Raw genomic sequence first — 21,164 nt, forward strand, 5'->3', positions numbered from 1 at the left:
GAACGTGCGCTTACTCGGCCGACTGCTGCTGGTTCTCCTGAGCCTCGTCGCCCTGCTGTTGCTGGCGCTGAAGCTGCGCTACGGCGGCGGCAGCACCGACTTCCCGGATCGCAGCGGCACGCCCAGCCTGCCGGCCTCGGCGCTGGAAGTGGTCGCCGAACTACCGACGCCGCCCGGCAACATCGCGGTCTCGGCGCAGGGCCGGGTGTTTGTCTCGCTGCACCCGGAGGCCAGGCCCAGCCAGACCCTGGTGGAACTGGTGGACGGCCAGATGCGCCCCTGGCCGAGCGCCGCGGCGCAGGCGCGGTTCACCGACGTGCTGGGCATCCGCATCGACGGCCAGCAGCGGCTGTGGACGCTCGACAACGGCGGTCATGGCTTGAAGGCGGTGAAGCTCACCGCCTTCGACCTGGCCACCGGCGCAGTGCTGCGCGAGATCGTCTTCCCGCGCGCCCTCGCCGGCCTCGGCTCGCACTACAACGATCTGCAGGTCTCGGCCGACGGTGGCACCGTCTACATCGCCGATGCCAGCTTCTTCGGCCTCAGGCCGGCGCTGGTGGTGGTGGATGTCGCCAGCGGCCAGGCAAGGCGCCTGCTCGAAGGCCATCCCTCGGTGGTGGCGGAGAAGTACATCCCGGTGGTGCAGGGCCGCAGGATGGAGGCCTTCGGCCTGGTCGCGATCCGTCCCGGCGTCGACTCCATCGCACTCTCGCGCGACGACCAGTGGCTGTACTACGCGCCCATCAGCAACAGCCATCTCTACCGCATCCGCACCGCCGACCTGCGCAACCCGGCGCTGGAAGCGGAGCAGCTCGCCGGCCAGGTGGAAACACTCGCGCCCAAGACCATGTCGGACGGCCTCAGCAGCGACGATCAGGGCCGCATCTACCTCTCCGACCTCGAACACTCCGCCGTCGTCCGCTACACGCCGGAGACCGGCGCGCTGGAAACGCTGATCAAGACCGAAGCCCTACGCTGGCCCGACGGATTTTCCTTCGGACCGGACGGCTGGCTCTACGTCACCGGCTCGGCGCTGCAGCAGGTGATCGGCCTGCCGGCGGCCAGCGTCGCCGCCCACGCCCCTTACCCGGTGTTCCGCTTTCAGCCTGGCGCAAGCGCTGCGGCCGGACACTGACCCCCTTTCCTTTCCCCGCTTAGGAGCAATGCCATGTTCGGTCTACTGTTGAACTGGATGAAGTCCAACAAGATGCTGCCGCAGATTTCCGACACCGAGCGCCAGGCGCTGGAGGCCGGATCGGTGTGGATCGACGGCGAGTTCTTCGGCGGCAATCCCGATTTCAGCAAGATGCTCGCCGAGGCCTACTCGCGGGTGTCTCCGGAGGAGCAGGCCTTCCTCGACGGGCCGGTGGAGGAGCTGATGCGGATGATCGACCGCTACGAGATCAACCGCACCAAGCAGGTGCCGCCGGAGATCCTCGAGTTCCTTAAGAGCAAGGGCTTCATGTCCTTCCTGATCGACAAGAAGTACGGCGGTCTGAAGTTCTCCAAGCTGGCCATCTCCACGATCATGGCCAAGGTCACCAGCTACAACGCCGGGGTCGGCACCTATGTGGTGATCCCGAACACCCTGGGCGCCGCCGAGCTGATCATCCACTACGGCACCCAGGAGCAGAAAGACCACTACCTGCCCAAGCTGGCGCGCGGCGAGTACATCCCCTGCTTTGGTCTCACCGAGCCCACCGCCGGCTCCGACGCCGCCAGCATCAAGGCCGAGGGCGAGGTGTTCCGCGACGCCGACGGCGAGATCAAGATCCGGCTCAACTTCCGCAAGCGCTACATCACCCTGGCGCCGGTCGCCAATCTGGTGACCCTGGCCTGCAAGCTGCGCGATCCGCAGGAGCTGCTCGGCAAGGGCCAGGAGCCGGGCATCACCTGCCTGATGATCCACAAGGGCACGCCGGGCTTTAGCAGCGGCGACCACCACATGCCGATCGGCGACGCCTTCGACAACGGTCCGCTCTACGGCAAGGACGTGGTGGTGCCGGCCGGCAACATCATCGGTGGCGTCGAGCGCGCCGGCCAGGGCTGGAAGATGCTCATGGAACAGCTCGCCGGTGGCCGCGCGGTATCGCTGCCGGCCGGCGCGGTCGGCGGTGCCAAGGCGGTGGCGGCCGCTACCGGCGCCTATTCGATGGTGCGCCAGCAGTTCGGCATTGCCGTCGGCCGCATGGAAGGCGTCGAGGACAAGGTCGGCAAGATCGCCGCGCTCAGCTATCTGCTGGAAGCCTCGCGGGTGTTCGGCTGCTCGGCGCTCGATGCCGGCCAGGAGCCGCCGGTGACCTCGGCGATCCTCAAGGCCTACACCACCGAGCTCAGCCGCCAGCTCATCATCGACGGCATGGACGTGTTCAGCGGCGCCGGCGTCATGCAGGGCCCCAACAACATCCTCGGCATCGGCTACTCGACCGCGCCAGTGGGCGTGACGGTGGAAGGCGCCAACATCATGACCCGCACCCTGATCGTGTTCGGCCAGGGCGCCATCCGCTGCCATCCGCACGCACTGGAGGTGGTGCACGGCGTCGAGGAGGGCGATGTCGGCAAGTTCCGCAAGCATCTGCTCGGCTGGTTTGGCCACGTCATCGCCGGCTTCGGCCGCACCCTGGTGCGCGGGCTCACCCGTGGCTGGACGGTGTCGGTGCCGGAAGTCGCGCCGGAAACCCGGACCTACTACCGCCGCCTTGGCTGGGCGGCGGCGCGCTACGGCCTGTATACCGACCTCGCGATGTTCGCCATCGGCGGCAAGCTGAAGGCGCGCGGCAAACTCACCGGCCGCTATGCCGACGCCCTGGCCTGGCAGCTGCTCGGCTTCTCGGCGCTGCGCCGCTTCGAGGCCGAGGGCCGCCGCGCCGAAGACCTGCCGCTGGTGCAGTACGCGCTGGAGTATTCGCTGACCCAGGTGCAGCAGGCCTACGAGGGCATCATCGCCAACTTCGACGGCCTGCTCGGCAGCCTGCTGCGTCTGCTGGTCACGCCGGGCCTGCGGCTGAATCCGCTGGCGACCCTGCCCAGCGACCGGCTCAGCCACGCCGCCGCGCTCACCATCCAGAGCCACAACGCGCAGTTCCAGCGCCTGACCGAGTACGTGTTCACCCCGCCCGAGAACGCCGGCGGCCTGGGCCGGCTGCTGCGCGCCTTCCGCCTGGTGACCGAGGTGCAGCCCATCCTCGCCAAGATCCACGCCGCGCAGAAGGCCCGCAAGCTGCCGCGCGGCACGGCCGAGGAACTGGCCGGCGAAGCCGCGCATCTGGGAGTGATCGAGCGCGAGGAGGCCAACCAGGTCGCCGCCGCCCTGGCGGCACGCCTGGAAGCGGTCGAAGTGGACGTGTTCAAGCCCGAGCAGTACTACACCGACAGCAAGGGCAGCCAGGGCATCTACTTCGGCGCACCCGAGCCCAAGCGGGTGGTTAACGGCTGAGCGAAGACGGTGGCTGGCGATGGTGCAAGAGATGGCTCAGAATTTCTTTCTAATCTTTAAAAGTTAGAAAGAAATGGCGCGGCCAGCAAAAAAACTGCCACCAATGATTCTGGAGCTACTGCCAACCCACTCCCGGGATTTAGTCACTGCAGTAGCAGAACGAGCAAATGTTAGTCGGCCTACGGTTTCAAGCCACATCCGCAAGCTTGAACGTGATGGCTGGATCACGAGCATTGGCACAACACACAAGACCTATCGCCTCGGGGCGAAGCGACTGAGGCTCCGAGCACTGCCCATCTCTAAAGACTTAGACGAAAGCCAGATTTGGCGCGAGGAGTTTTCCGTGCTCGCCGGTGACATGAGCCAGAACGTCCGCCAAATCTTGGAGCACGGTTTTACCGAGATGGTCAATAACGTTAAGGACCATTCTGGAGGAGCGACTCTGAGCTGTGCATTCATGGCAAGCCCCAGCCAAGTGACTCTCGCGATCTATGACGACGGTGAAGGCATTTTTCGTCGCATTAGGCGTCTGTGCGGATTGGCCGACGACAGACTGGCCCTCCTTGAACTAGCCAAAGGAAAATTGACTACCGATCCGGCAAACCACAGCGGAGAAGGCATTTTCTTCACCTCGCGGGCGTTCGACCATTTTGCAATTCTGTCGGGAGGATTGATTTTTACGCACGACGCAAATGCTGACTGGCTGCAAGAGGAAGACGGACTTACTGAGACAAAAATGCCCGAGACAGGAACGGGAGTTTTCATGATGCTTGCGAGAGAGTCGAAACGGGATCTGCAGAGCGTCTTCGATCGCTTCGCCGCACCGGAAGAATTTAGCTTCAGCAAAACCATTGTTCCGTTGCGAATGGCCCGTCTGGGCGACGAGAACTTGCTATCCCGTTCCCAAGCCAAACGCGCGCTATCGCGGGTGGACCGTTTCAAGACCGTGCTATTCGACTTCACTGAAGTACAAAGCATCGGACAGGCTTTCGCCGATGAGATTTTCCGCGTTTTCGCCAACGCTCACCCCGATGTGGAGTTGATCCCAGTCCACTTCAATGAATCCGTCAAAAAAATGCTCCTGCATGTCGGCGTAAGCGAAGACAAGCTCGAAGCGCCTAATCCAGAACAATGACCAATCCCCTGCTGCAAGGCCTGACCGTCCTCGACCTCTCCCGTCTGCTGCCCGGCCCCTACTGCGCGCTGACCCTGGCCCAGATGGGCGCCACCGTCATCAAGGTCGAGGAGCCGGCCGGCGACTACACGCGCCTGCTGTCGCCGGAACTGTTCGCGCTGGTCAATCGCGGCAAGCAGTCGATCACCCTCGACCTCAAGCAGCCCGCCGACCAGGCCCGGCTGCACGCGCTGGTGCGGAGCGCCGATGTGCTGCTGGAGTCGTTCCGCCCGGGCGTGATGGACAAGCTCGGCTGCGGCTACGAGACGCTCAAGGGCATCAATCCGAAGCTGGTCTACTGCGCGCTCACCGGCTACGGCCAGACCGGCCCGCTGCGCGACGCCGCTGGCCACGACATGAACTACTGCGGCTATGCCGGCGTGCTCGACCAGACCGGCAGCGCCGGCGGCCCACCGACGCTGAGCAACTTCCAGATCGCCGACCTCGCCGGCGGCGCGCTGACCGCAGCGCTGGGCATCCTCGCCGCCGTGCACGGCGCGCGCAGCAGCGGCCAGGGTTGCTTCGTCGATGCCGCGATGCTCGACGGCACCCTGGCGCTGCAGGCAGTCACCACCGCCACCCAGCGCACCCTGGGCCGGGCCAACCCGCGCGGCGCCGACATGCTCAGCGGTGCGCTGCCCAACTACAGCACCTACGCCTGCGCCGACGGCAAGTACCTGGCGGTCGGCGCGCTGGAGCAGAAGTTCTTTCTCGCCTTCTGCGCGGCGGTCGGCCGGCCCGATCTCGCCAAGGGCAAGCTGGCGCCCGGCCCGGGTGGCGAGGCGACCCGCGCGGCGATGGCCGAGCTGATCGCCAGCAAGACCCGCGACCAGTGGGCCGTCGAACTGGCCGGCGCCGACTGCTGCGTGACCCCGATCCTCAGCCCCGACGAGGCCTTGCAGGGCGAGCAGGTGCAGGCGCGCGGCCTGGTCGAGCAGGTCGGCGGCAAGCCGGCGCTGGGTGCTGCGCTGGTGTTCGACGGCGAGCGTCCGGCGCCGCTGGCGGAAGCGCCGAAGCTGGGCGCCGACAATCTCCGCCTGCTCGGCCGCTAGGCGGCGGCACGCGGCCGGGTGCCTGCCCACCCCGCCGGCAGGGCGTAGCTGAGCGCCGCCGCCAGCAGGGCCGCGAGATAGGGCGTCTCCCAGTCAAAGACATGGGAGCCGAGCAGGAACACCCCGGTGCCGCTCAACAGCGCCGCGTAGGCAGCGCTGCGGGAGCCGGCGTCGCGGCGCCAGAGCGAGGCCAGCAGCAGCACGAAGATGCCGGCAGAGCCGAGGCCGGCGGCCTCCTCGACCAGCCCGTAGACGCTGTCGCTGGCCAGGGCGATGCCGTAGGCGACGAAGCCGAACAGCACCACCGCGATGCGGTTGGCGCGCAGCTTGTCGCGCTCGCCCCAGCGCGGCCGCAGCGGCAGCAGCACGTTGTGCGCGGCCAGCGAGCCGGCCACCAGCAGCGCGCCGGACAGCGTCGAGAGAATCGCCGACACCAGCGCACCCAGGAACAGCACATACAAGGGCAGCGGCAGCTGGCTCTGGGCGTAGCGCGACAGCACCTGCTCGGGCTCCAGACCGGCGCCCATCAGCCCCAGCGCGCCCAGGCCCAGGGCCAGCGGGATGCAGGCCATCAGAAAGTACAGCCCGGCCGCGCCGAGGGTGGCGCCACGCGCCAGGCCGGGGCTGCGAGTGGCCAGCACGCGCGAGGCCAGCTCCTGCGCGGCGATGGTGCTGAACACCGGCGTCAGCAGAGTCTCCGCGAAGTCCCAGCCGCTGCGCTCGTGCAGCGGATCGAGGCGCTCGGCCGGCAGTGCCGCCAACTGCTCGGCGCCGCCCTGCCAGAGAAACACCGCGCCCAGGCCGAGCAGGCCGGCGATCAGCACCAGGCCCTGCACCAGATCGGTGACCGCGTCGCTCCACATGCCGCCGAAGGCGGTGTAGGCGATCACCACCGCCGCCGCCAGGGTCATCGCCAGCAGCAGGCCCAGCTCGCTGACCGAGGCCAGCACCTGGCCGAAGGCGCGCACCTGCGCCGCCGCCCAGAGCAGCGAGGAGGGAATCATGATGATCGCCGCCAGCCGCTCCACGCCCAGGCCGTAACGCTGGCGGAACAGGTCGGCGAGCGTGGTGACGCCGCGCTTCCACAGCGACACCGCGAACAAGAGGCCCACCGCCAGCAGGCCCAGGGTGTAGCCGAAGGGATCGGCGACCACGCCGGAAAGGCCATGCGCATAGGCCTCGCCAGCGGCGCCGATGCAGGTCTCGGCACCAAACCAGGTGGCGAACACCGCGAAGGTCGCCATCCACGGTCCCAGCGAACGCCCGGCGAGCAGATAGTCGGACTCGCTGACGGTCTTGCGCCGGAAGCGCCAGGCGATCAGCAGTTGCAACAGGATGTAGGCCAGCAGCGCGAACAGGATCAGGTTCACGGGCGTCCGCATTCGGTGGAGGGAGAGCTGGCGAAGTCTAGCCAGCGCCGTGCCAGGCTGCGGCCTGACTCGGCTGCGGAGATGCGCGCGTACACCCCGCGACTGGCTCGCCGACCGCGCTTGGCGCTAAGGTCGGGACTGGACCGTACACAGGAGTGTTGGGATGAGCGACGCGAACGCGACCAGCCGATTGGCAGGCGCCTTGTATCTGGTGGTGGTGCTGACCGGCCTGTTCAGCCTGATGTATGTGCCCTCCAAGATCGGCGCTTCCGGCGACCTCCAGGACACGGTCCGCGACATCCTGGGCGCGGAGCCGCTGTTCCGGGCTGGCATCGCGGCCTTCCTGCTCAAGCAGATCGCGTTTCTGCTGCTGCCTCTGGCGCTGTACAGGCTGCTGCGGCCGGTCAGCCACAGCGCGGCGGTGCTGATGGTCGCGCTCGCCGTGGTCAGCGTGCCCATCGCCCTGGTCAGCCTCGCCCACCGGCTCGATGCGCTCGACATCCTCACCGGCAGCTACGGCCCGGCGCTCGCCGCTGATGCGCTGCAAGCACAAGCCATCCTGGCGCTCGGTGCGTATCGCCACGGACTGCTGGTGACCACCTTGTTCTGGGGCCTCTGGCTGCTGCCCTTCGGATACCTGGTGATCCGCTCCGGCTTTCTGCCGAAGCTGCTGGGCGTGTTTCTGATCCTTGGTGGCCTGGCTTATGTGACCCAGGTGTTCGGGCAAATTCTGCTGCCGGACCGCAGCCTCCCCGGCTGGGTGATGCTGCCGGCTGCGGTGGGCGAGATCGGCATCTGCCTGTGGCTGCTGCTGGTGGGCGTGCGGACCGGTCGGTGAGGTAGGGCGGGCACCAAAAGTAGGCGCTTCCAGGCGAAGCGCAGCATGCCCACGCGGCGGCGATGAGCATCCGTGTGGGCTGAAGCCCACCCTACGCAAAGCCAGGCCGCGCTAGGTAACTAGGGCGCCGCAGCAGGGCGCTGGAAGCTGGCGGCAATCTCGGCGACGGCGGCAATGCTCATCTTCTGCAGGGCCTGCTCCACCGGGGTGTTCTTGAACAGCTTGATGACCTCGGGCACCTGGGTCACGCCCAGACCGCGCGCGGCGGCGACGGCGGCGAGATCGACGCCGAACTTGGTGTTGCTGCCTTCCACCGCGCCGCTGTGCAGCACCCGGCCGGTGCGGGCGTCGAGCACCCGCACGTCCATCGCCACATAGCCTTTCTTGAAGCCGAGATTGAGCACGCCGAGCGCGGCGACATCGCTGTTGATGACGCCCGGAATCGGGATCGGCACCGCGCCACCCTCGCTGCCGGTGTCGAAGGCGGTGATGGCGGCGGCGATCAGGTACTGCGCGCCTTCCAGACCGCCGCCGGGCGCGACCGTGGCGGCGTTGAAGCGCGGACTCTCGGCGAAGGCCTGCTCGGCCAGCACCGCCGGCAGGTTGTCGCGGTCGAGCACGATGAAGGCCTGCGAGCTGAACAGCTCGGTGACCAGCATGTCGCGCACCGCGCCGGTGAACTGCGCCAGGCCCAACTGCTCGTTCTGCGGACGGCGCAGGTTGATCAGCACCAGATTGAGATCGAGCGAGCGCACGCCGTAGGGCGGCGTGTGGTCCAGCACCGGCAGCACGGCGACGCGCGGCCGGGCGTTTTCCGGCAGCGCGCGGATGGCGGCGATGGCATCGCCCTCGCCGCGCACCACCTGGGCCGAGTTGCAGGCCGGCAGCAGCAGCGCCAGCGAGACGACGATGCCGAGCCGGCGCAGGGCGCCGCGCATGGCTACGCGCTCAGAGCTTGGTCGCGGCGATGTGCTGCACCGCCGCCTCGATGGCGTTGCGGATCGCCTTCTCCATCGGCGTCTTGCTGAAGGCGCCAAGGCCGATCGGCAGGTCGGACTTGGTGTAGACCAGACCGATGCCGCGATTGGCGGAGGTCGCCTCCACCGTGGTGGCATTGACCACCCGGCCGGTCTTCACATCGACGATGCGCAGGTTGATGCCGATGCAGGCCTCCTTGGCGGAGACGATGATCGCCGAGCCGCCGCTGCACTCCTTCTCGAAGGAGGTGATGGAGCCACGGATCAACAGCTCCGCGCCTTCCAGCTCGCCGACCGGCGCCACCGTGTCGCGCTTGAAGCGGCCGCTCTCGGCGAGATCCTGCTCGGCGGTGAGGTCTTTCAGGCGGTCGCGCTCGACGACGATGAACTTGCCGGTGTTGACCAGCGAGTCGGTGAGCATGTCGGCCATGCCGGCGCCGACGCCGGGGCTGCCTTCCGAAGAGCGGAACTCGAAGGGCTGCACCGCGATGCGCGGCTGCGGCCCGTGCGCAGGCGCGTTCTGCACGGCGGCGATGCCGGGCCCCGAGGAGGACACCACGGTCGCCGTCGAGGCGGCGCAGGCGGTCAGCGAGAAGGACAGGGCGGCAAGGGCGGCGACGGGCAGACGCATGGGGTGGCTCCAGGGGGGAACGGCAGACCAGCCGTTAGACTGTAGTGCCGCGAAAAGGTGCGCAAGCCTTGACTGCGCGGCTGAACACTTGATGAATCCCGAGTCCTGTCGATGAACGCTTCCGCCGATCCCAGCCGTATCCGCTTCGCCATCCACGGAGGCGCCGGCGACCTCGCCCCCGACGCCGGCCCGCAGCCCGAGCACCGCGCCGCCCTGGCGCGCATCGCCGCCGCCGGCCAGGCCCTGCTGCTGCGAGGCGGCAGCGCGCTGGACGCGGTGGAGCTGGCGGTGGGCCTGCTGGAGGACTGCCCGCTGTTCAATGCCGGCATCGGCGCGGTGCTCAACCGCGACGGCCTGCCGGAGCTGGACGCCGCCATCCAGCGCGGCAGCGACCGTGCCTGCGGCGCGGTGACCGGCGTAATGCGAACCAAGAGCCCGATCCGCCTGGCGCGGGCGGTGATGGAGCGCTCGCCGCACGTGCTGTTCTTCGGCGCCGGCGCCGAGCAGCTCGGCCGCGAGCTGGGCCTGCCGGAAGTCGAGCCCGCCCACTTCGTCACCCACGAGCGCCTGGTGCAACTGGAAGACGCGCGGCGCAAGGGCATCATCACCCTCGACCACGACTCCGACTTCGACCGCGCGCAGAAGAGCGAGCGCGCCGATGCCGCCTTCGGCACCGTCGGCGCGGTCGCCCGCGACGCCTGGGGCGGCCTGGCGGCGGCAACCAGCACGGGAGGGCTCACCAACAAGCATCCGGGCCGCATCGGCGACACCCCGCTGGTCGGCGTCGGCACCTTCGCCGACGACCGCAGCGCGGCGATCTCCTGCACCGGCACCGGCGAGAGCTTCATCAAGGTCGGCTTCGGCCACGAGGTGCACGCGCGCATGAGCTACCAGGGTTGGGAACTGGCGCGCGCCTGCCGCCATGCGCTGGACGAGGTGCTGCACTACGGCGGCCGTGGCGGCTGCATCGCCATCGACCACCAGGGCCGCATCAGCCTGCCGTTCAATTCCTATGTGATGTTCCGCGCCTGGGTCGGCGAGGACGGCGAGGTGCGCACCGGCATTGACCCGAGCGACGGCCCCGATCAGTAAGCCGGACCAAGCAAGGCCCCGCGTCGGACGGATAGCATCCGGCGACCTCTTTCCCTCGTTAACAGCGCCATGAAGCCATTGCCGCTCGCCATCGCCCTGCTGGGCCTGTTCGCCACCCTGCCCGCCCGCGCCGAGACGCCGGAGCAAAAGGGCCTGGCGATCATCCAGGACGCCGAGAAGCGCGGCGAGAACTTCGGCGATCTCTCCGCCGAGGCGCAGATGCTGATCCGCAACGGCCGTGGCGGCGAGGCCAGACGCAGCCTGAAGATCGCCCTGCTCGACCTGCCGGGCGCGGCCAGCAAGAGCCTGACCGTGGTCGAGGCGCCCAAGGACGTGAAGGGTACCGCCCTGCTCACCCACACCGCCGCCGACGCCAGCGACCAGCAGTGGATCTACCTGCCGGCCGCCGGCCGCACCAAGCGCATCGCCAGCTCCGGCCGTTCCGGGCCGTTCATGGGCTCGGAGTTTTCCTTCGACGACTTCTCCGCGCAGAGCACCGAGCGCTACCGCTACAAATGGCTGCGCGCCGCGCCCTGCCCGGCGCCGGCGCAGGGCGAGCGCTGCGACCTGATCGAGCGCATCCCCAAGGAGTCCGGCAGCGGCTACGCGCGCCAGGAGATCTGGATGGACCAGGCCCAGCGGCGGCTCTACCAGGCCGATTACTACGACGCCCAGAACCAGCGCATCAAGACGCTGACCGCCGAGGGCTACCGGCAGTACCAGGGCAGGTTCTGGCGCGCCGACCGTCTGCTGATGAGCAATGCCCGCACCGGCGCCAGCACCAGCCTCGAGTGGAGCGACATCCGCTTCGGCAGCGGCCTGCGCGAGGCCGATTTCGACCTCAACCGCCTCGGCTCGGCGCGCTGAAATGAGTGGCTTCGTGCTGGGCCGGCCCCGGCTGGTGCTGCTGCTGGCGCTGCTGCTGACACTGCTCTGCGCGGCCGGCGTCAAGGACCTGAAATTCAATCCCGACTACCGCGCCTTCTTCGCCGCCGACAACCCCGACCTGATCGCGCTGGAAGCGCTGGAGCAGCGCTTCTCGCGCGCCGAGACCGTGGTGATCGCGGTGGCGCCGGCCGACGGCGAGCTGTTCACCCGCGAGCGCCTGGAAGCGATCCGCGCGCTCACCGATGCCTGGAGCCGCCTGCCCTACGCCAAGGGTGCGTCCTCGATCAGCAATTACATCGAGGCGCGCGCCGAAGGCGACGACCTCCTGGCCGAACCACTGCTGCCAGACGATCTCGCCCAGGCCGACCTCGCCGCCATCGCCCGCCGCGCCAAGGCCGACGAGCGCCTGAGCGGCGGCCTGCTGTCGGTGAAGGGCGATGTCGCCGGCGTCTATCTCTACTTCGAGCTGCCGCACCAGAACCCGCCGGTGGAACTCAACGCGGTGCGCGCGGCGGTGAACGCCGAGGTGGCGAGGCTGCGTGCGGCCCACCCCGAGCTGCGCATCGCCCTCGGCGGCGTGCTGATGTTCGACGCCGCCCTGCAGGAGCAACTGCTGCGCGACGCCTCGACGCTCTACCCGCTGTGCTTCCTGGTGATGACGGCGCTGCTGTTCGCCTTCTTCCGCAGCGGCTCGGCGACCCTGGCGACGCTGTCGGCGATGAGCCTGGCGGTGGCCGCCACCTTCGGGCTGGCCGGCTGGGCGGGCCTGGCGATCAATCCGGCCAGCCTCACCGCCGGCATCATCATCCTCACCATCTCGATCGCCGACGCGGTGCATCTGCTGACCACCTTCGCCGCCGAGCGCGCCAAGGGTGCCGCGCCGCGCGCGGCGATGGCGGCGAGCCTGCGGATCAACGGCCGCACCATCTTCCTGACCACCCTGGTCAACGCGCTGGGCTTCCTGTCGATGAACTTCTCCGACTCGCCGCCCTACCGCGACCTCGGCAACCTGGTTGCCATCGGCACCGTGCTGGCCTGGCTGCTGTCGATCAGCTTCGTCGCCGCCTGGACCCAGCTCTCGCCGCCGCGCGTCTCGCCCAGCGCGCTGCGTCAGGTGGAGCTGGTGAAGCGCTTCGTGGAGGCGGTGATCCGCCAGCGCCGCTGGGTGCTGCCGCTGGCACTGCTCGCCACCGCCGGGCTCAGCGCCGGCATCGCGCTCAACCGCTTCGGCGACAACTACGTCGAATACTTCACCCGGGGCGTCGAGTTCCGCACCGACACCGAATTCATCAACGAGCGCCTCACCGGCATGCAGTTCATCGAATACGCGGTGGAGGCCGAGGGCCCCGGCGGAGTGTTCGAGCCGGACTTCCTGGCGCGCATCGACGCCTATTCCGACTGGCTCAAGCAGCAACCGGAGGTGCGCCGCGTCGCCAGCCTGGTGGACATCGCCAAGCGCCTCAACCAGGCCATGCACGGCGACGACCCGGCCGAGCGCCGGCTGCCCGCCAGCCGCGAGGAGGCCGCCCAGCACCTGCTGTTCTACGAGATGAGTCTGCCCAGCGGCCAGGACCTCACCCACATCGTCGATCTCGACAAGTCGGCGGTGCGTCTCACGGTGCTGCTCAACACCATCTCCAGCAGCGAGCTGGAGGCCTTCGACCAGCGCGCGCAGGCCTGGGTGGCAAGCCACTGGCCGCCGCCGATGAAGGCGCGCAGCTCGGGCATCTCGGCGCTGTTCGCGAAGATCGCGCGCAGCAACTTCCAGAGCATGTCCTCCGGCATGCTCACCGCCTGCGCCTTGATCGCCGGCCTGCTGATCTGGCTGTCGCGCTCGCTGAAGCTGGGGCTGGTGAGCCTGCTGCCCAACCTCGCGCCGATCGCGGTGGGCTTCGGCATCTGGGGGCTCACCGTCGGCAAGATGGGCATGAGCCTGGCGGTGGTCGCCAGCCTCACCATCGGCATCGTGGTGGACGACACCATGCACGTATTCAGCCACTACGGCGCCGCCCGCCGACGCGGCGCCACGCCGCTGGCAGCGCTGCGCGAGGCCTATGCCGATGTCGGCGCGGCGCTGTGGGTGACCAGCGCCACCCTGGTGATCGGCTTCGGCGTGCTGGCCTTCTCCAACTTCCTGCTCACCGTGCATCTGGGCCTGCTCACCTCGCTGATCCTGGCGCTGGCGCTGATCGCCGAGTTCGTGCTCACCCCCACCCTGCTGCTATGGCTGGACCGCGACTGAGCCGGCCGCGCCCGGTGCCGGGGCCAGCGCTGACGCTGCTGCTCGCGCTGGCCGCCGCCGGCCCGGCCGCCGCCGACCTGGATCTGCGGCTGGAGACCGAGACCCGCCTGTTCACCGCCCAGTCGCGCGGCGACGCCGCCGTGGCCGCTGGACTGCGCGCCAGCCATGCCCCCCGCCCCGGCGAACAGCTGGTGCTGGAGGCCTTTGTCCGCGCCGATGCGCGCGAGGATGCCCGCAGCCGCGCCGACCTGCGCGAGGCCTATTACGAGGCGCAGGCCGGGCTGCTCACCACCCGCCTGGGCGCGCGGCGCGTCTACTGGGGCGTGGCGGAGTCGCGGCACCTGGTCGATACCCTCAACCAGTCCGACCTCGCCGACGATCTCGACGGCGAGACCAAGCTCGGCCAGCCGATGCTGGAATTCGTGTTCGGCGGCGAGACCACGGCGCTGAGCCTCTACGCCCTGCCCGGCTTCCGCGAGCGGCGCCTGCCGGGGCCGGGCGGGCCCATCGTCTATCCCTTCCCGCTGGCGCCGGAGGAAACCCGCATCGAGGCCGGCGCCGGCCTGCTGCACGCCGACTACGCGGCGCGCGCCAGCGGCCAGTTCGGCGACCTCGACCTGGCGCTGTCCTGGTTCGACGGCATCGGCCGCGAGCCGGACATCCTGCCCTGCCTGCGCCAGGGCTCGGGCTTTCCCGGCACCGAAGACGAGGCCAACTGCGCGCTGCTGGAATCCGTCACTGCCGCCGCGCCGCGCCGCAACCTGCTCACCCCGCTGTTGCAGGCCCTCGGTCTGGCGCCCAGCAATGCCGAGATCGCCGCCGAGCTGGAACAGCGCGCCTACGCCAATCTAGTGCTGGTGCCGGTCTACCAGCGCGAGCGGCGGCTGGGGCTGGAGGCGCAGTACATCCACGAGGCGCTGGCGCTGAAGTTCGAGGGCCTGGTGCGCGACACCCGCAGCGCGCGCAGCTACGCGGCGGTGGCCGGCTTCGAGTACAACCTCTCCGGCCTGTTCGGCAGCGCCCAGGACCTGGGCCTGATCGTCGAGGCCCTGCGCGACACCCAGCCGGGTCTGCTGTCGGCCCGCTACGACCACGAGGTGTTCCTCGGCGGCCGCTGGTCGCTCAACGATGTCGCCGGCAGCCAGGCCCTGGGCGGCGTGCTGATCGACAGCACCGGCGCCGGCCAGACCTGGTCGCTGGAAGCCAGCCGGCGGCTGGGCGACGACTGGAAGCTGGGCCTGCGCCTGCGCGCCTTCACCGGCGGCGACCCCAGCGACCTCGCCAATGTGGTGAAAGATGCCGACGAGCTGCGGTTGACGCTGGAGCGCTATTTCTGAGCCGGGCTCCCCTCACCGCGACCCACGCGGGGTGATGGACAGGCCGCAGTCCGGGCCGGAAAATCCCTCCCCACCCTCGGGCCCGGATCGTTTCGGCCGCCCCACATCACTTCGGCATGAACAGCACGGAACTCAACGAAAGCGACTATGTCGAGCAACTCCACCGTGGCGTCGGCTGGCTGCGTTTCGAAGGCGAACTGGAGCCCGGTTTCCGCCGCTTCTACCGGCGCTTCTGCCTGACCCATGTTCGCTTCGGCCTGGGCATCACCCTGCCCCTGCTGGCGCTCAACGGCCTGCTCAACAGCGAGGTCTACGTCCCCGACGGCCCGGCGCTGATCCTCAATCTGCTGACCTTGCTGGTCAGCTTCCTGGGACTGGGCGGTCTGCTGCTGCATTTCTCGTTCGACCGCGAGGGCCGCCGCCTGCCGGAGCTGATGGCCGGCGCGATGATCGCGGGCGCCGGCCTGCATCTGCTGACCCGCTGCAAGTTCGCCGAACAGGGCCTGCACTACCCGTACAGCACCGAAAGCTACGCGACACTGCTGATCTTCCTGCTCTCCGGCCTGCGCTTCCTGCCGGCCTTGCTGATCGCGCTGGTGTGGCTGGCGCAGGCGCTGCTGTTCCAGTGGATGTATCCGCAGGACACCCCGGAACTCGCGCAGATGGCCTACAACCTGACCGCGATCGGCCTGCTGGCGGCCGGTGCCGGCTATGCCCAGGAGTATCTGGCGCGGGTCAACTACCTGCTGGCGAAGATGAGCCACCACCGCTCCGAACACGACGCGCTGACTGGCGTGCTCAACCGGCGCGGCTTCAACGAGCGCTTCGAGGAGCTGCTGCGGCAGGCCCGGCGCGAGCAGAAGCCGCTGGCGCTGATGCTGATCGACGTCGATCACTTCAAGCACTACAACGACCGCTACGGCCACCCGGAGGGCGACCGCGCGCTGACCGCCGTCGCCCAGAGCCTGCGCCGTCACGCCGCCCGGCGCGGCTTCGACTTCGCGGCGCGGCTGGGCGGCGAGGAGTTCGCGGTGGTCTGGTACAACGTCGAGGCCGGCGCTGCCGGCAAGCTGGCGGAAAGCACCCGCGCCCGCATCGAGAAGCTGGGCATCGCCCATGCCGACAGCCCCGGCGGCACGCTGACCATCAGCGCCGGCTGCCTGAGCCTGACGGTGACCGCCGACACCCAGCGGGAACAGCTGCTGGAAGCCGCCGACGAGGCGCTCTACGAAGCCAAGCGCGGCGGCCGCAACCAGGTGCGGCTGGCGCGCTGGAGCGGGCCGGTGCTGAGCGCCGGCACTGCCTAGGCAGCTTCCAGCGCGTAAATGCGCTTGAGATTGGCGAAGCCCTTCATCGCCCTCGCCGGCTGCGCTTCCAGCTCCCGCCCGGCCAGTTCGGCGGTGCGCGGCGCCACCAGCACCTCGCGGTCTTCGGCCTGCTCGCAGAGTCGCGAGGCGAGGTTCACCGCCGGGCCGACGGCGGTGTACTCCAGCCGCGAGGCGGAGCCGATCACGCCGACGGTGACATAGCCGCTGGCCACCCCGATGCCGATGCCGAGCTTGCCCTTGCGGCTGCTCCAGCGCTGGGTGAGGGTGTGGCAGTCCTTGCGGATGCGCTCGGCGATTTCCAGGCTGACCTTGGCGTGGTCGGGGATCGCCAGCGGCGCGCCGACCAGGATCAGCACGCCATCGCCGGCGTAGTCCTTGATGGTGCCGCCGTACTCGGCCACCACCGCGCCCACCGCCGCGTAGTAGTCGCGCAAGACCTCCAGCACCCGCGAGCTGGGATGCGCCTGGGCGTAGGCGGTGAAGCCGCGCAGGTCGCAGCAGACGATGCTGATCTCCAGATGCGCCTCCTGCATGGCGCCGCGCAGGCCCTTGCGGCTGACGATGTCAGCCACCTGCGGCGACAGGAAGCGGCTCATGAACTGCCCGCGCTGGCCCTGCAGCACGTGGTACTGGGTGGCGCCGGCAAGCAGGGTCATCAGCCCGGCGGTCACCGACAGCGCCGCGTAGTCGTAGGGCAGCACGAAGGCGGCGAGCATGAACGGCGAGGCGGCGACGAAGCCCAGCACCCGCAGCTTCTCGGAGACATCCGGCCGGCGGTTGAGCAGAAGCAGGGTGGAGAACAGGCCCGAGGCCGCCACCAGCAGCACCGGCACCGCGAAGCGCCAGAAGCCGCTGCCGGAGAACCCCAGCGCGCCGTGGCGGGCGGCGCCGTAGAACTGCTGCACCCGCAGCTCCGGCCACAGCAGCGACTCCACCAGGTAGACCAGGGCCGCCGCCTGCCCGAGGCGGATCACGCCATCGCCGCCGCGCACGTCGAGATTGCCGCTGGGGATGGTGCGACGCACGCGCAGCAGCCATTCCAGGAAGGCCGCCATCGCCAGCGCTTCCGGCAGCGCCAGCCAGCCGGTCCAGCCGGGCACCACTTCCGGCACGCTCATCTGGATGTAGCCGAAATTGACGACGATGCCGACGCCCATGCTCGACAGCGCCAGCGCCAGTGCCCGCGAAGTCGGTGCGCGGCCGTCGGCGAGCAGGAAGGCCAGGGCCATACCGACCGCCACCAGGGCGACCAGTAGGTGCGGCAGCATCGGCGCGAGGGCGATCACGGGCTCTCCTGACGGGCCTTGGCGGCCGTGGCGGTCTTGGCGGCGGCGCGCTCGGCCTCGTTGTCGGCCTCGAACAGCTGCTCCAGCTCACGGGCAAACTGGCTGGCGGCGGCACGCAGGGCTGCCTCGTCCTGGTAAACCGCGTGCTGGCGCATCAGCGTCTCCTGATCCTGCTGGTGGAACAAATCGACGGCACGGTGCACTTCCCTCGGCGGCAGGTCCAGGGCCAGCAGTACCCGCCGGGTCATCTCCAGGCTGGAATAGTAGGCGCGGCGGATCACGTCTTCCGGATTGATTCCGGCGTCGATCAGTTGCAGCGCGTGCTGGCGGGTGCGCGCCGAGGCCATCACCCGCAGCTTCGGCGCGAAGGCGCGCACCGCCTGGGCGACACGCAGGCTCTCGGCCTCGTCGGCGATGGCGATGATGAACAACTTGGCCTTGTGCACGTGCGCGGCGCGCAGCACCTCGGGGCGGGCGGCATCGGAGAAGAACACCGGGTTGCCGAAGCTGCGCACGAACTGCACGTGCTCGGCGTTCTTGTCGAGCACGGTGTAGGGGATCTTCTTGACCCTGAGCACGCGGCCGATGATCTGCCCGAACGGCCCGAAGCCGGCGATCACCACCGGTGTTTCCGCGACCCGGATCTCGTCATAGGGCGCCGGCGCCGGTGCGTGCCGGCGCGCTGCCAGCGCGCACAGCGCATAGAACGGCGGCGTGGCGATCATCGACAGCGTCACCACCACCGTCAGCAGCGCGCCCTGCTGGGCGCTGAGCAGGCCGGCGGCGGCGGCCACCGCGAACAGCACGAAGGCGAATTCACCGCCCTGCGCCATCGAACCACCGAGGCGCAGAGCGCCCTGATGATCCATGCCGGAACGCCGGCCGAGCCCGTACAGCACCAGCGCCTTGAGCAGCAGCAGCCCCAGCGTCAGGCCCAGCACCGTCAGCGGCGCGCGCGCCAGCAGGCCGAGGTCGGCGCCCATGCCGACGGCGATGAAGAACAGGCCCAGCAGCAGGCCCTTGAAGGGTTCGAGATCGGCCTGCAATTCGTGGCGGTATTCGGAGTCGGCCAGCAGCACGCCGGCCAGGAAGGCGCCCAGCGAGGCCGACAGGCCCACCGCCTGCATCGCCAGCGACACGCCGATCACCAGCAGCAGCGAGGCGGCGGTGAAGATCTCCGGCACCTGGGCATTGGCCAGCACCCGCAGCGCCGGCCGCAGCAGGGTGCGGCCGCTGGCGATCACCGCCGCCACCACCGCCAGCGCCTTGGCGATCTCTGGCCAGCCGATGCCGGCGCTGGCCGGGGCCGAGAGCAGCGGGATCAGCGCCAGCAAGGGGATCACGGTGATGTCCTGGAACAGCAATACCGCGAAGGCGCCGCGACCGTGATGGGCGGTCAGCTCGCCGCGCTCGCCGAGCAGTTGCAGCACCAGGGCGGTGGACGACATCGCCAGCGCCAGGCCGATCACCGCCGCGCCGGCCCAGGCGACGCCAAAGCTGTGGGCGACCAGCGCCAGCGGCAACGCGGTGAGTGCCACCTGGGCGCCACCGAGGCCGAACACCTCGCGGCGCAGCGTCCACAGCCGGCGCGGTTGCAATCCGAGGCCAATCACGAAAAGCAGCAGCACCACCCCGAACTCGCTGGCATGGAGCACCTGTTCGGCATCGCGGGCATAGCCCAACCCGTGCGGCCCGATCACCAGGCCGGCCGCGAGATAGCCCAGCACCGAGCCCAGCCGCGCCCGCTTGAACAGCGGCACGAAGAGCACGGCGGCGGCGAGAAACAGCGCGGCTTCCTGAAGCATGAGCCCTGATGGCCGACGGAAAGTGCCGGCATTGTAAGGGCCTGCGCCGCGCACTTCGGGGCAGGCGATCACGGCTCTGCGTATGCTAGTGGCACCCTCGCGAATGAACACACCCATGCTCCGCTCAGCCAGTCTCGTCCTGCTCGCCGTCTGCGCCCTGCCGACCCTGGCCGAAACCCCTGCCGCCAGCACCAGCGGAGGGCAGCCGACGCCGGTGCGCGCCCTGCCGGCGGTGGCGCCGACCGCTCCCGGCGAGGTGCCGCTGGAAAACCCGGCGCCGGCCCCGGCCGACGCCCCGGAGGACAGCGCCGGCACCACGCTCTCCAGTGGTCCGGTGCCGCTGGTGCCGGTGAGCAATCTCGACGCCAAGCCGGTGCTGGCGACGCCGGCGCGGGTGCAGACCGGCTGCTCGCTGCGCGACTACGGCGCCCCGGTGGAACGCGGCCAGATCGCCAGCGCGATCTTCAACACCTGCTCGGGCGTGTCGCTGCACAAGGCCAATTTCATCCTGCCGTTCAGCTACAGCCCGCGCTTCCCGGGCGACGAGAGCGAGTTCATCTTCCAGATCAGCGGCAAGGCACAGCTCTGGGACTTCGGCCCCGGGGCGCTCTACTTCGGCTATTCGCAGCGCTCCTACTTCCAGATCTTCAACGAGAAGAAGAGCAAGGCCTTCCGCGAGAGCAACTACAACCCGGAACTGTTCGTGCGTCTGCCCAAGCCGCTCAAGTTGCTGCCGGACTGGTCGTTCGACGCCGGCCTGGAACACGAGTCCAACGGCCAGGACCTGCCCGATTCGCGCTCCTACAACCGCCTGTTCTTCGCGCCCTACTGGATCAAGGGCCGGCAGGCGGTGCAGCTCAAGACCTGGTGGCGCATCCCTGAGGACGACGGCCGCGCGGTTACCGACCCCAAGCGCGACGACAACCCCGACCTCGGCAGCTACTACGGCTACGGCGAGCTGCGCTACCGCCGCGACCTGCCCTGGAACAACCAGTTGATCGAAGTGATGCTGCGCGGCAATACCGCCACCGGCCGTGGCGCCGTGCAGGTGGACTACAGCCTGGAGGTCGGCCCGGTCGGCGCCTTGTTCCTGCGCGTGTTCAACGGCTATGGCGAGAGCCTGATCGACTACAACCGCAGCGTCACCCGCGTCGCCCTCGGCGTCGCGCTGCAGCGGTGAGCCGGCTGGGCCTGCTCGGCGCCTGCCTGGCGCTGGGCCTGATCGCCGCGCCGGCGTGGGCGCTGGACCCGGGCGAGGCGGCGCCGGAAGTCGCCGGCCGGCATCTGCTGCACGCGGATCAGCGGGTACGGCTCAGCGAGCTGCGCGGCAAGCTGGTGATCGTCGATTTCTGGGCCACCTGGTGCGGCCCCTGCGTGCTGTCGATGCCGCAACTGGATGGCCTGCGCGACAAGCTGCACGCGGAGGGCCTGGGCGAGCGCTTCGAGATCATCGGCGTCAATGTCGATGACGATCCGGCGCGGGCGCGGCGCTTCCTGGAACTGCACCCGGTGCGCTATCCGGTGATTTCCGACCTGATCGGTCTGGCGGCGAAGCGCTACGCCCCACCGAAGCTACCGAGCGCCTATCTGGTCGGCGCCGACGGCCAGGTGAAGTTCATCTACTACGGTCACGGCGAGGGCTATGCGGAAACCCTCGAGGAAAAGCTGCGCGAACTGCTGGCCGCCGAGGCGGCCGGCTGAGCCAGGC

Annotated in this window: 16 protein-coding genes and 1 pseudogene; 12 read left to right on the forward strand and 5 right to left on the reverse strand. The window is 69.2% G+C overall.

The annotated features are described in order from the left end of the window. Window positions 1-4 precede the first annotated feature (4 nt). The 4 genes and pseudogenes from ED208_RS05655 to ED208_RS05670 all read left to right on the forward strand — a co-directional run bounded on the left by ED208_RS05655 (window position 5) and on the right by ED208_RS05670 (window position 5,662). Window positions 5-1,135 carry an SMP-30/gluconolactonase/LRE family protein gene (locus ED208_RS05655; protein WP_233574907.1) on the forward strand — a complete coding sequence of 377 codons (1,131 nt, stop codon included), beginning with the start codon at window positions 5-7 and terminating at the stop codon, window positions 1,133-1,135. Between the two features lie 30 nt (window positions 1,136-1,165). Further along, a pseudogene (locus tag ED208_RS05660) lies at window positions 1,166-3,436 on the forward strand (acyl-CoA dehydrogenase); the annotation flags it as partial. A gap of 73 nt (window positions 3,437-3,509) precedes the next feature. After that, window positions 3,510-4,571: an STAS-like domain-containing protein gene (locus tag ED208_RS05665; RefSeq protein WP_123210907.1), complete on the forward strand. Its 1,062-nt coding sequence runs from the start codon at window positions 3,510-3,512 to the stop codon at window positions 4,569-4,571. After that, window positions 4,568-5,662 (forward strand): CaiB/BaiF CoA transferase family protein, encoded by a 1,095-nt coding sequence (locus ED208_RS05670; RefSeq protein ID WP_123210908.1) that lies wholly within the window; start codon window positions 4,568-4,570, stop codon window positions 5,660-5,662. The genes ED208_RS05665 and ED208_RS05670 overlap by 4 nt, the downstream gene beginning before the upstream one ends. Here the strand turns inward: ED208_RS05670 and ED208_RS05675 are convergent. Continuing rightward, window positions 5,659-7,032: a high affinity choline transporter 1 gene (locus ED208_RS05675; RefSeq protein ID WP_233574868.1), complete on the reverse strand. Its 1,374-nt coding sequence runs from the start codon at window positions 7,030-7,032 to the stop codon at window positions 5,659-5,661. The genes ED208_RS05670 and ED208_RS05675 overlap by 4 nt on opposite strands. Window positions 7,033-7,195: 163 nt before the next feature. On the opposite strand from ED208_RS05675, the gene ED208_RS05680 reads away from it, so the two are divergent. Then, window positions 7,196-7,870 carry a DUF4386 domain-containing protein gene (locus ED208_RS05680; protein WP_123210910.1) on the forward strand — a complete coding sequence of 225 codons (675 nt, stop codon included), beginning with the start codon at window positions 7,196-7,198 and terminating at the stop codon, window positions 7,868-7,870. A gap of 119 nt (window positions 7,871-7,989) precedes the next feature. On the opposite strand, the gene ED208_RS05685 is transcribed toward ED208_RS05680, so the two are convergent. Beyond that, a complete protein-coding gene (locus ED208_RS05685) occupies window positions 7,990-8,808 on the reverse strand; it encodes a CsgG/HfaB family protein (protein WP_123210911.1) in 819 nt (272 codons plus the stop codon). 10 nt (window positions 8,809-8,818) lie between these two features. Beyond that, window positions 8,819-9,478, reverse strand: coding sequence for a CsgG/HfaB family protein (locus ED208_RS05690; RefSeq protein WP_123210912.1), 660 nt, complete (start codon window positions 9,476-9,478; stop codon window positions 8,819-8,821). 111 nt (window positions 9,479-9,589) lie between these two features. Here ED208_RS05690 and ED208_RS05695 point away from each other — a divergent pair, with 111 nt between their 5' ends. The 5 genes from ED208_RS05695 to ED208_RS05715 all read left to right on the forward strand — a co-directional run bounded on the left by ED208_RS05695 (window position 9,590) and on the right by ED208_RS05715 (window position 16,344). After that, window positions 9,590-10,570, forward strand: a complete 981-nt coding sequence (locus ED208_RS05695; protein ID WP_123210913.1) for an isoaspartyl peptidase/L-asparaginase family protein — start codon at window positions 9,590-9,592, stop codon at window positions 10,568-10,570. 69 nt (window positions 10,571-10,639) lie between these two features. Continuing rightward, complete coding sequence (locus tag ED208_RS05700; protein ID WP_123210914.1) at window positions 10,640-11,437, forward strand: outer membrane lipoprotein-sorting protein; 798 nt, start codon at window positions 10,640-10,642, stop codon at window positions 11,435-11,437. A 1-nt stretch (window position 11,438) separates the two neighbouring features. Then, window positions 11,439-13,700 (forward strand): efflux RND transporter permease subunit, encoded by a 2,262-nt coding sequence (locus tag ED208_RS05705; RefSeq protein ID WP_158608451.1) that lies wholly within the window; start codon window positions 11,439-11,441, stop codon window positions 13,698-13,700. Continuing rightward, the gene (locus ED208_RS05710) at window positions 13,682-15,037 is read left to right on the forward strand and encodes a hypothetical protein (protein ID WP_123210916.1); all 1,356 of its coding nucleotides are present in this window, start codon (window positions 13,682-13,684) and stop codon (window positions 15,035-15,037) included. Before ED208_RS05705 ends, ED208_RS05710 begins: the two co-directional genes overlap by 19 nt. A gap of 116 nt (window positions 15,038-15,153) precedes the next feature. Further along, the gene (locus ED208_RS05715; protein ID WP_123210917.1) at window positions 15,154-16,344 is read left to right on the forward strand and encodes a GGDEF domain-containing protein; all 1,191 of its coding nucleotides are present in this window, start codon (window positions 15,154-15,156) and stop codon (window positions 16,342-16,344) included. Here the strand turns inward: ED208_RS05715 and ED208_RS05720 are convergent. Together ED208_RS05720 and ED208_RS05725 are read right to left on the reverse strand one after the other, a co-directional pair. Continuing rightward, the gene (locus ED208_RS05720) at window positions 16,341-17,651 is read right to left on the reverse strand and encodes an adenylate/guanylate cyclase domain-containing protein (protein WP_233574870.1); all 1,311 of its coding nucleotides are present in this window, start codon (window positions 17,649-17,651) and stop codon (window positions 16,341-16,343) included. The genes ED208_RS05715 and ED208_RS05720 overlap by 4 nt on opposite strands. Beyond that, entirely contained in the window at window positions 17,648-19,456 is a 1,809-nt protein-coding gene (locus tag ED208_RS05725) for a monovalent cation:proton antiporter-2 (CPA2) family protein (RefSeq protein WP_123210918.1), read from the reverse strand. The genes ED208_RS05720 and ED208_RS05725 overlap by 4 nt, the downstream gene beginning before the upstream one ends. A gap of 115 nt (window positions 19,457-19,571) precedes the next feature. Here ED208_RS05725 and ED208_RS17270 point away from each other — a divergent pair, with 115 nt between their 5' ends. Further along, window positions 19,572-20,636: a phospholipase A gene (locus ED208_RS17270; RefSeq protein ID WP_158608452.1), complete on the forward strand. Its 1,065-nt coding sequence runs from the start codon at window positions 19,572-19,574 to the stop codon at window positions 20,634-20,636. Further along, complete coding sequence (locus ED208_RS05730; RefSeq protein WP_158608453.1) at window positions 20,633-21,157, forward strand: TlpA family protein disulfide reductase; 525 nt, start codon at window positions 20,633-20,635, stop codon at window positions 21,155-21,157. Before ED208_RS17270 ends, ED208_RS05730 begins: the two co-directional genes overlap by 4 nt. Window positions 21,158-21,164 lie beyond the last annotated feature (7 nt).

This window comes from Stagnimonas aquatica (assembly GCF_003730135.1).
Lineage (GTDB): Bacteria > Pseudomonadota > Gammaproteobacteria > Nevskiales > Nevskiaceae > Stagnimonas > Stagnimonas aquatica.

Coding starts and splice junctions, on each gene's coding strand:
- ED208_RS05710 (WP_123210916.1), top strand. CDS start 13,682: ATGGCTGGACCGCGACTGAGCCGGCCGCGCCCGGTGCCGGGGCCAGCG.
- ED208_RS05715 (WP_123210917.1), top strand. CDS start 15,154: ATGAACAGCACGGAACTCAACGAAAGCGACTATGTCGAGCAACTCCAC.
- ED208_RS05690 (WP_123210912.1), bottom strand. CDS start 9,478: ATGCGTCTGCCCGTCGCCGCCCTTGCCGCCCTGTCCTTCTCGCTGACC.
- ED208_RS05695 (WP_123210913.1), top strand. CDS start 9,590: ATGAACGCTTCCGCCGATCCCAGCCGTATCCGCTTCGCCATCCACGGA.
- ED208_RS05700 (WP_123210914.1), top strand. CDS start 10,640: ATGAAGCCATTGCCGCTCGCCATCGCCCTGCTGGGCCTGTTCGCCACC.
- ED208_RS05685 (WP_123210911.1), bottom strand. CDS start 8,808: ATGCGCGGCGCCCTGCGCCGGCTCGGCATCGTCGTCTCGCTGGCGCTG.
- ED208_RS05665 (WP_123210907.1), top strand. CDS start 3,510: ATGGCGCGGCCAGCAAAAAAACTGCCACCAATGATTCTGGAGCTACTG.
- ED208_RS05725 (WP_123210918.1), bottom strand. CDS start 19,456: ATGCTTCAGGAAGCCGCGCTGTTTCTCGCCGCCGCCGTGCTCTTCGTG.
- ED208_RS05705 (WP_158608451.1), top strand. CDS start 11,439: ATGAGTGGCTTCGTGCTGGGCCGGCCCCGGCTGGTGCTGCTGCTGGCG.
- ED208_RS05670 (WP_123210908.1), top strand. CDS start 4,568: ATGACCAATCCCCTGCTGCAAGGCCTGACCGTCCTCGACCTCTCCCGT.
- ED208_RS17270 (WP_158608452.1), top strand. CDS start 19,572: ATGCTCCGCTCAGCCAGTCTCGTCCTGCTCGCCGTCTGCGCCCTGCCG.
- ED208_RS05680 (WP_123210910.1), top strand. CDS start 7,196: ATGAGCGACGCGAACGCGACCAGCCGATTGGCAGGCGCCTTGTATCTG.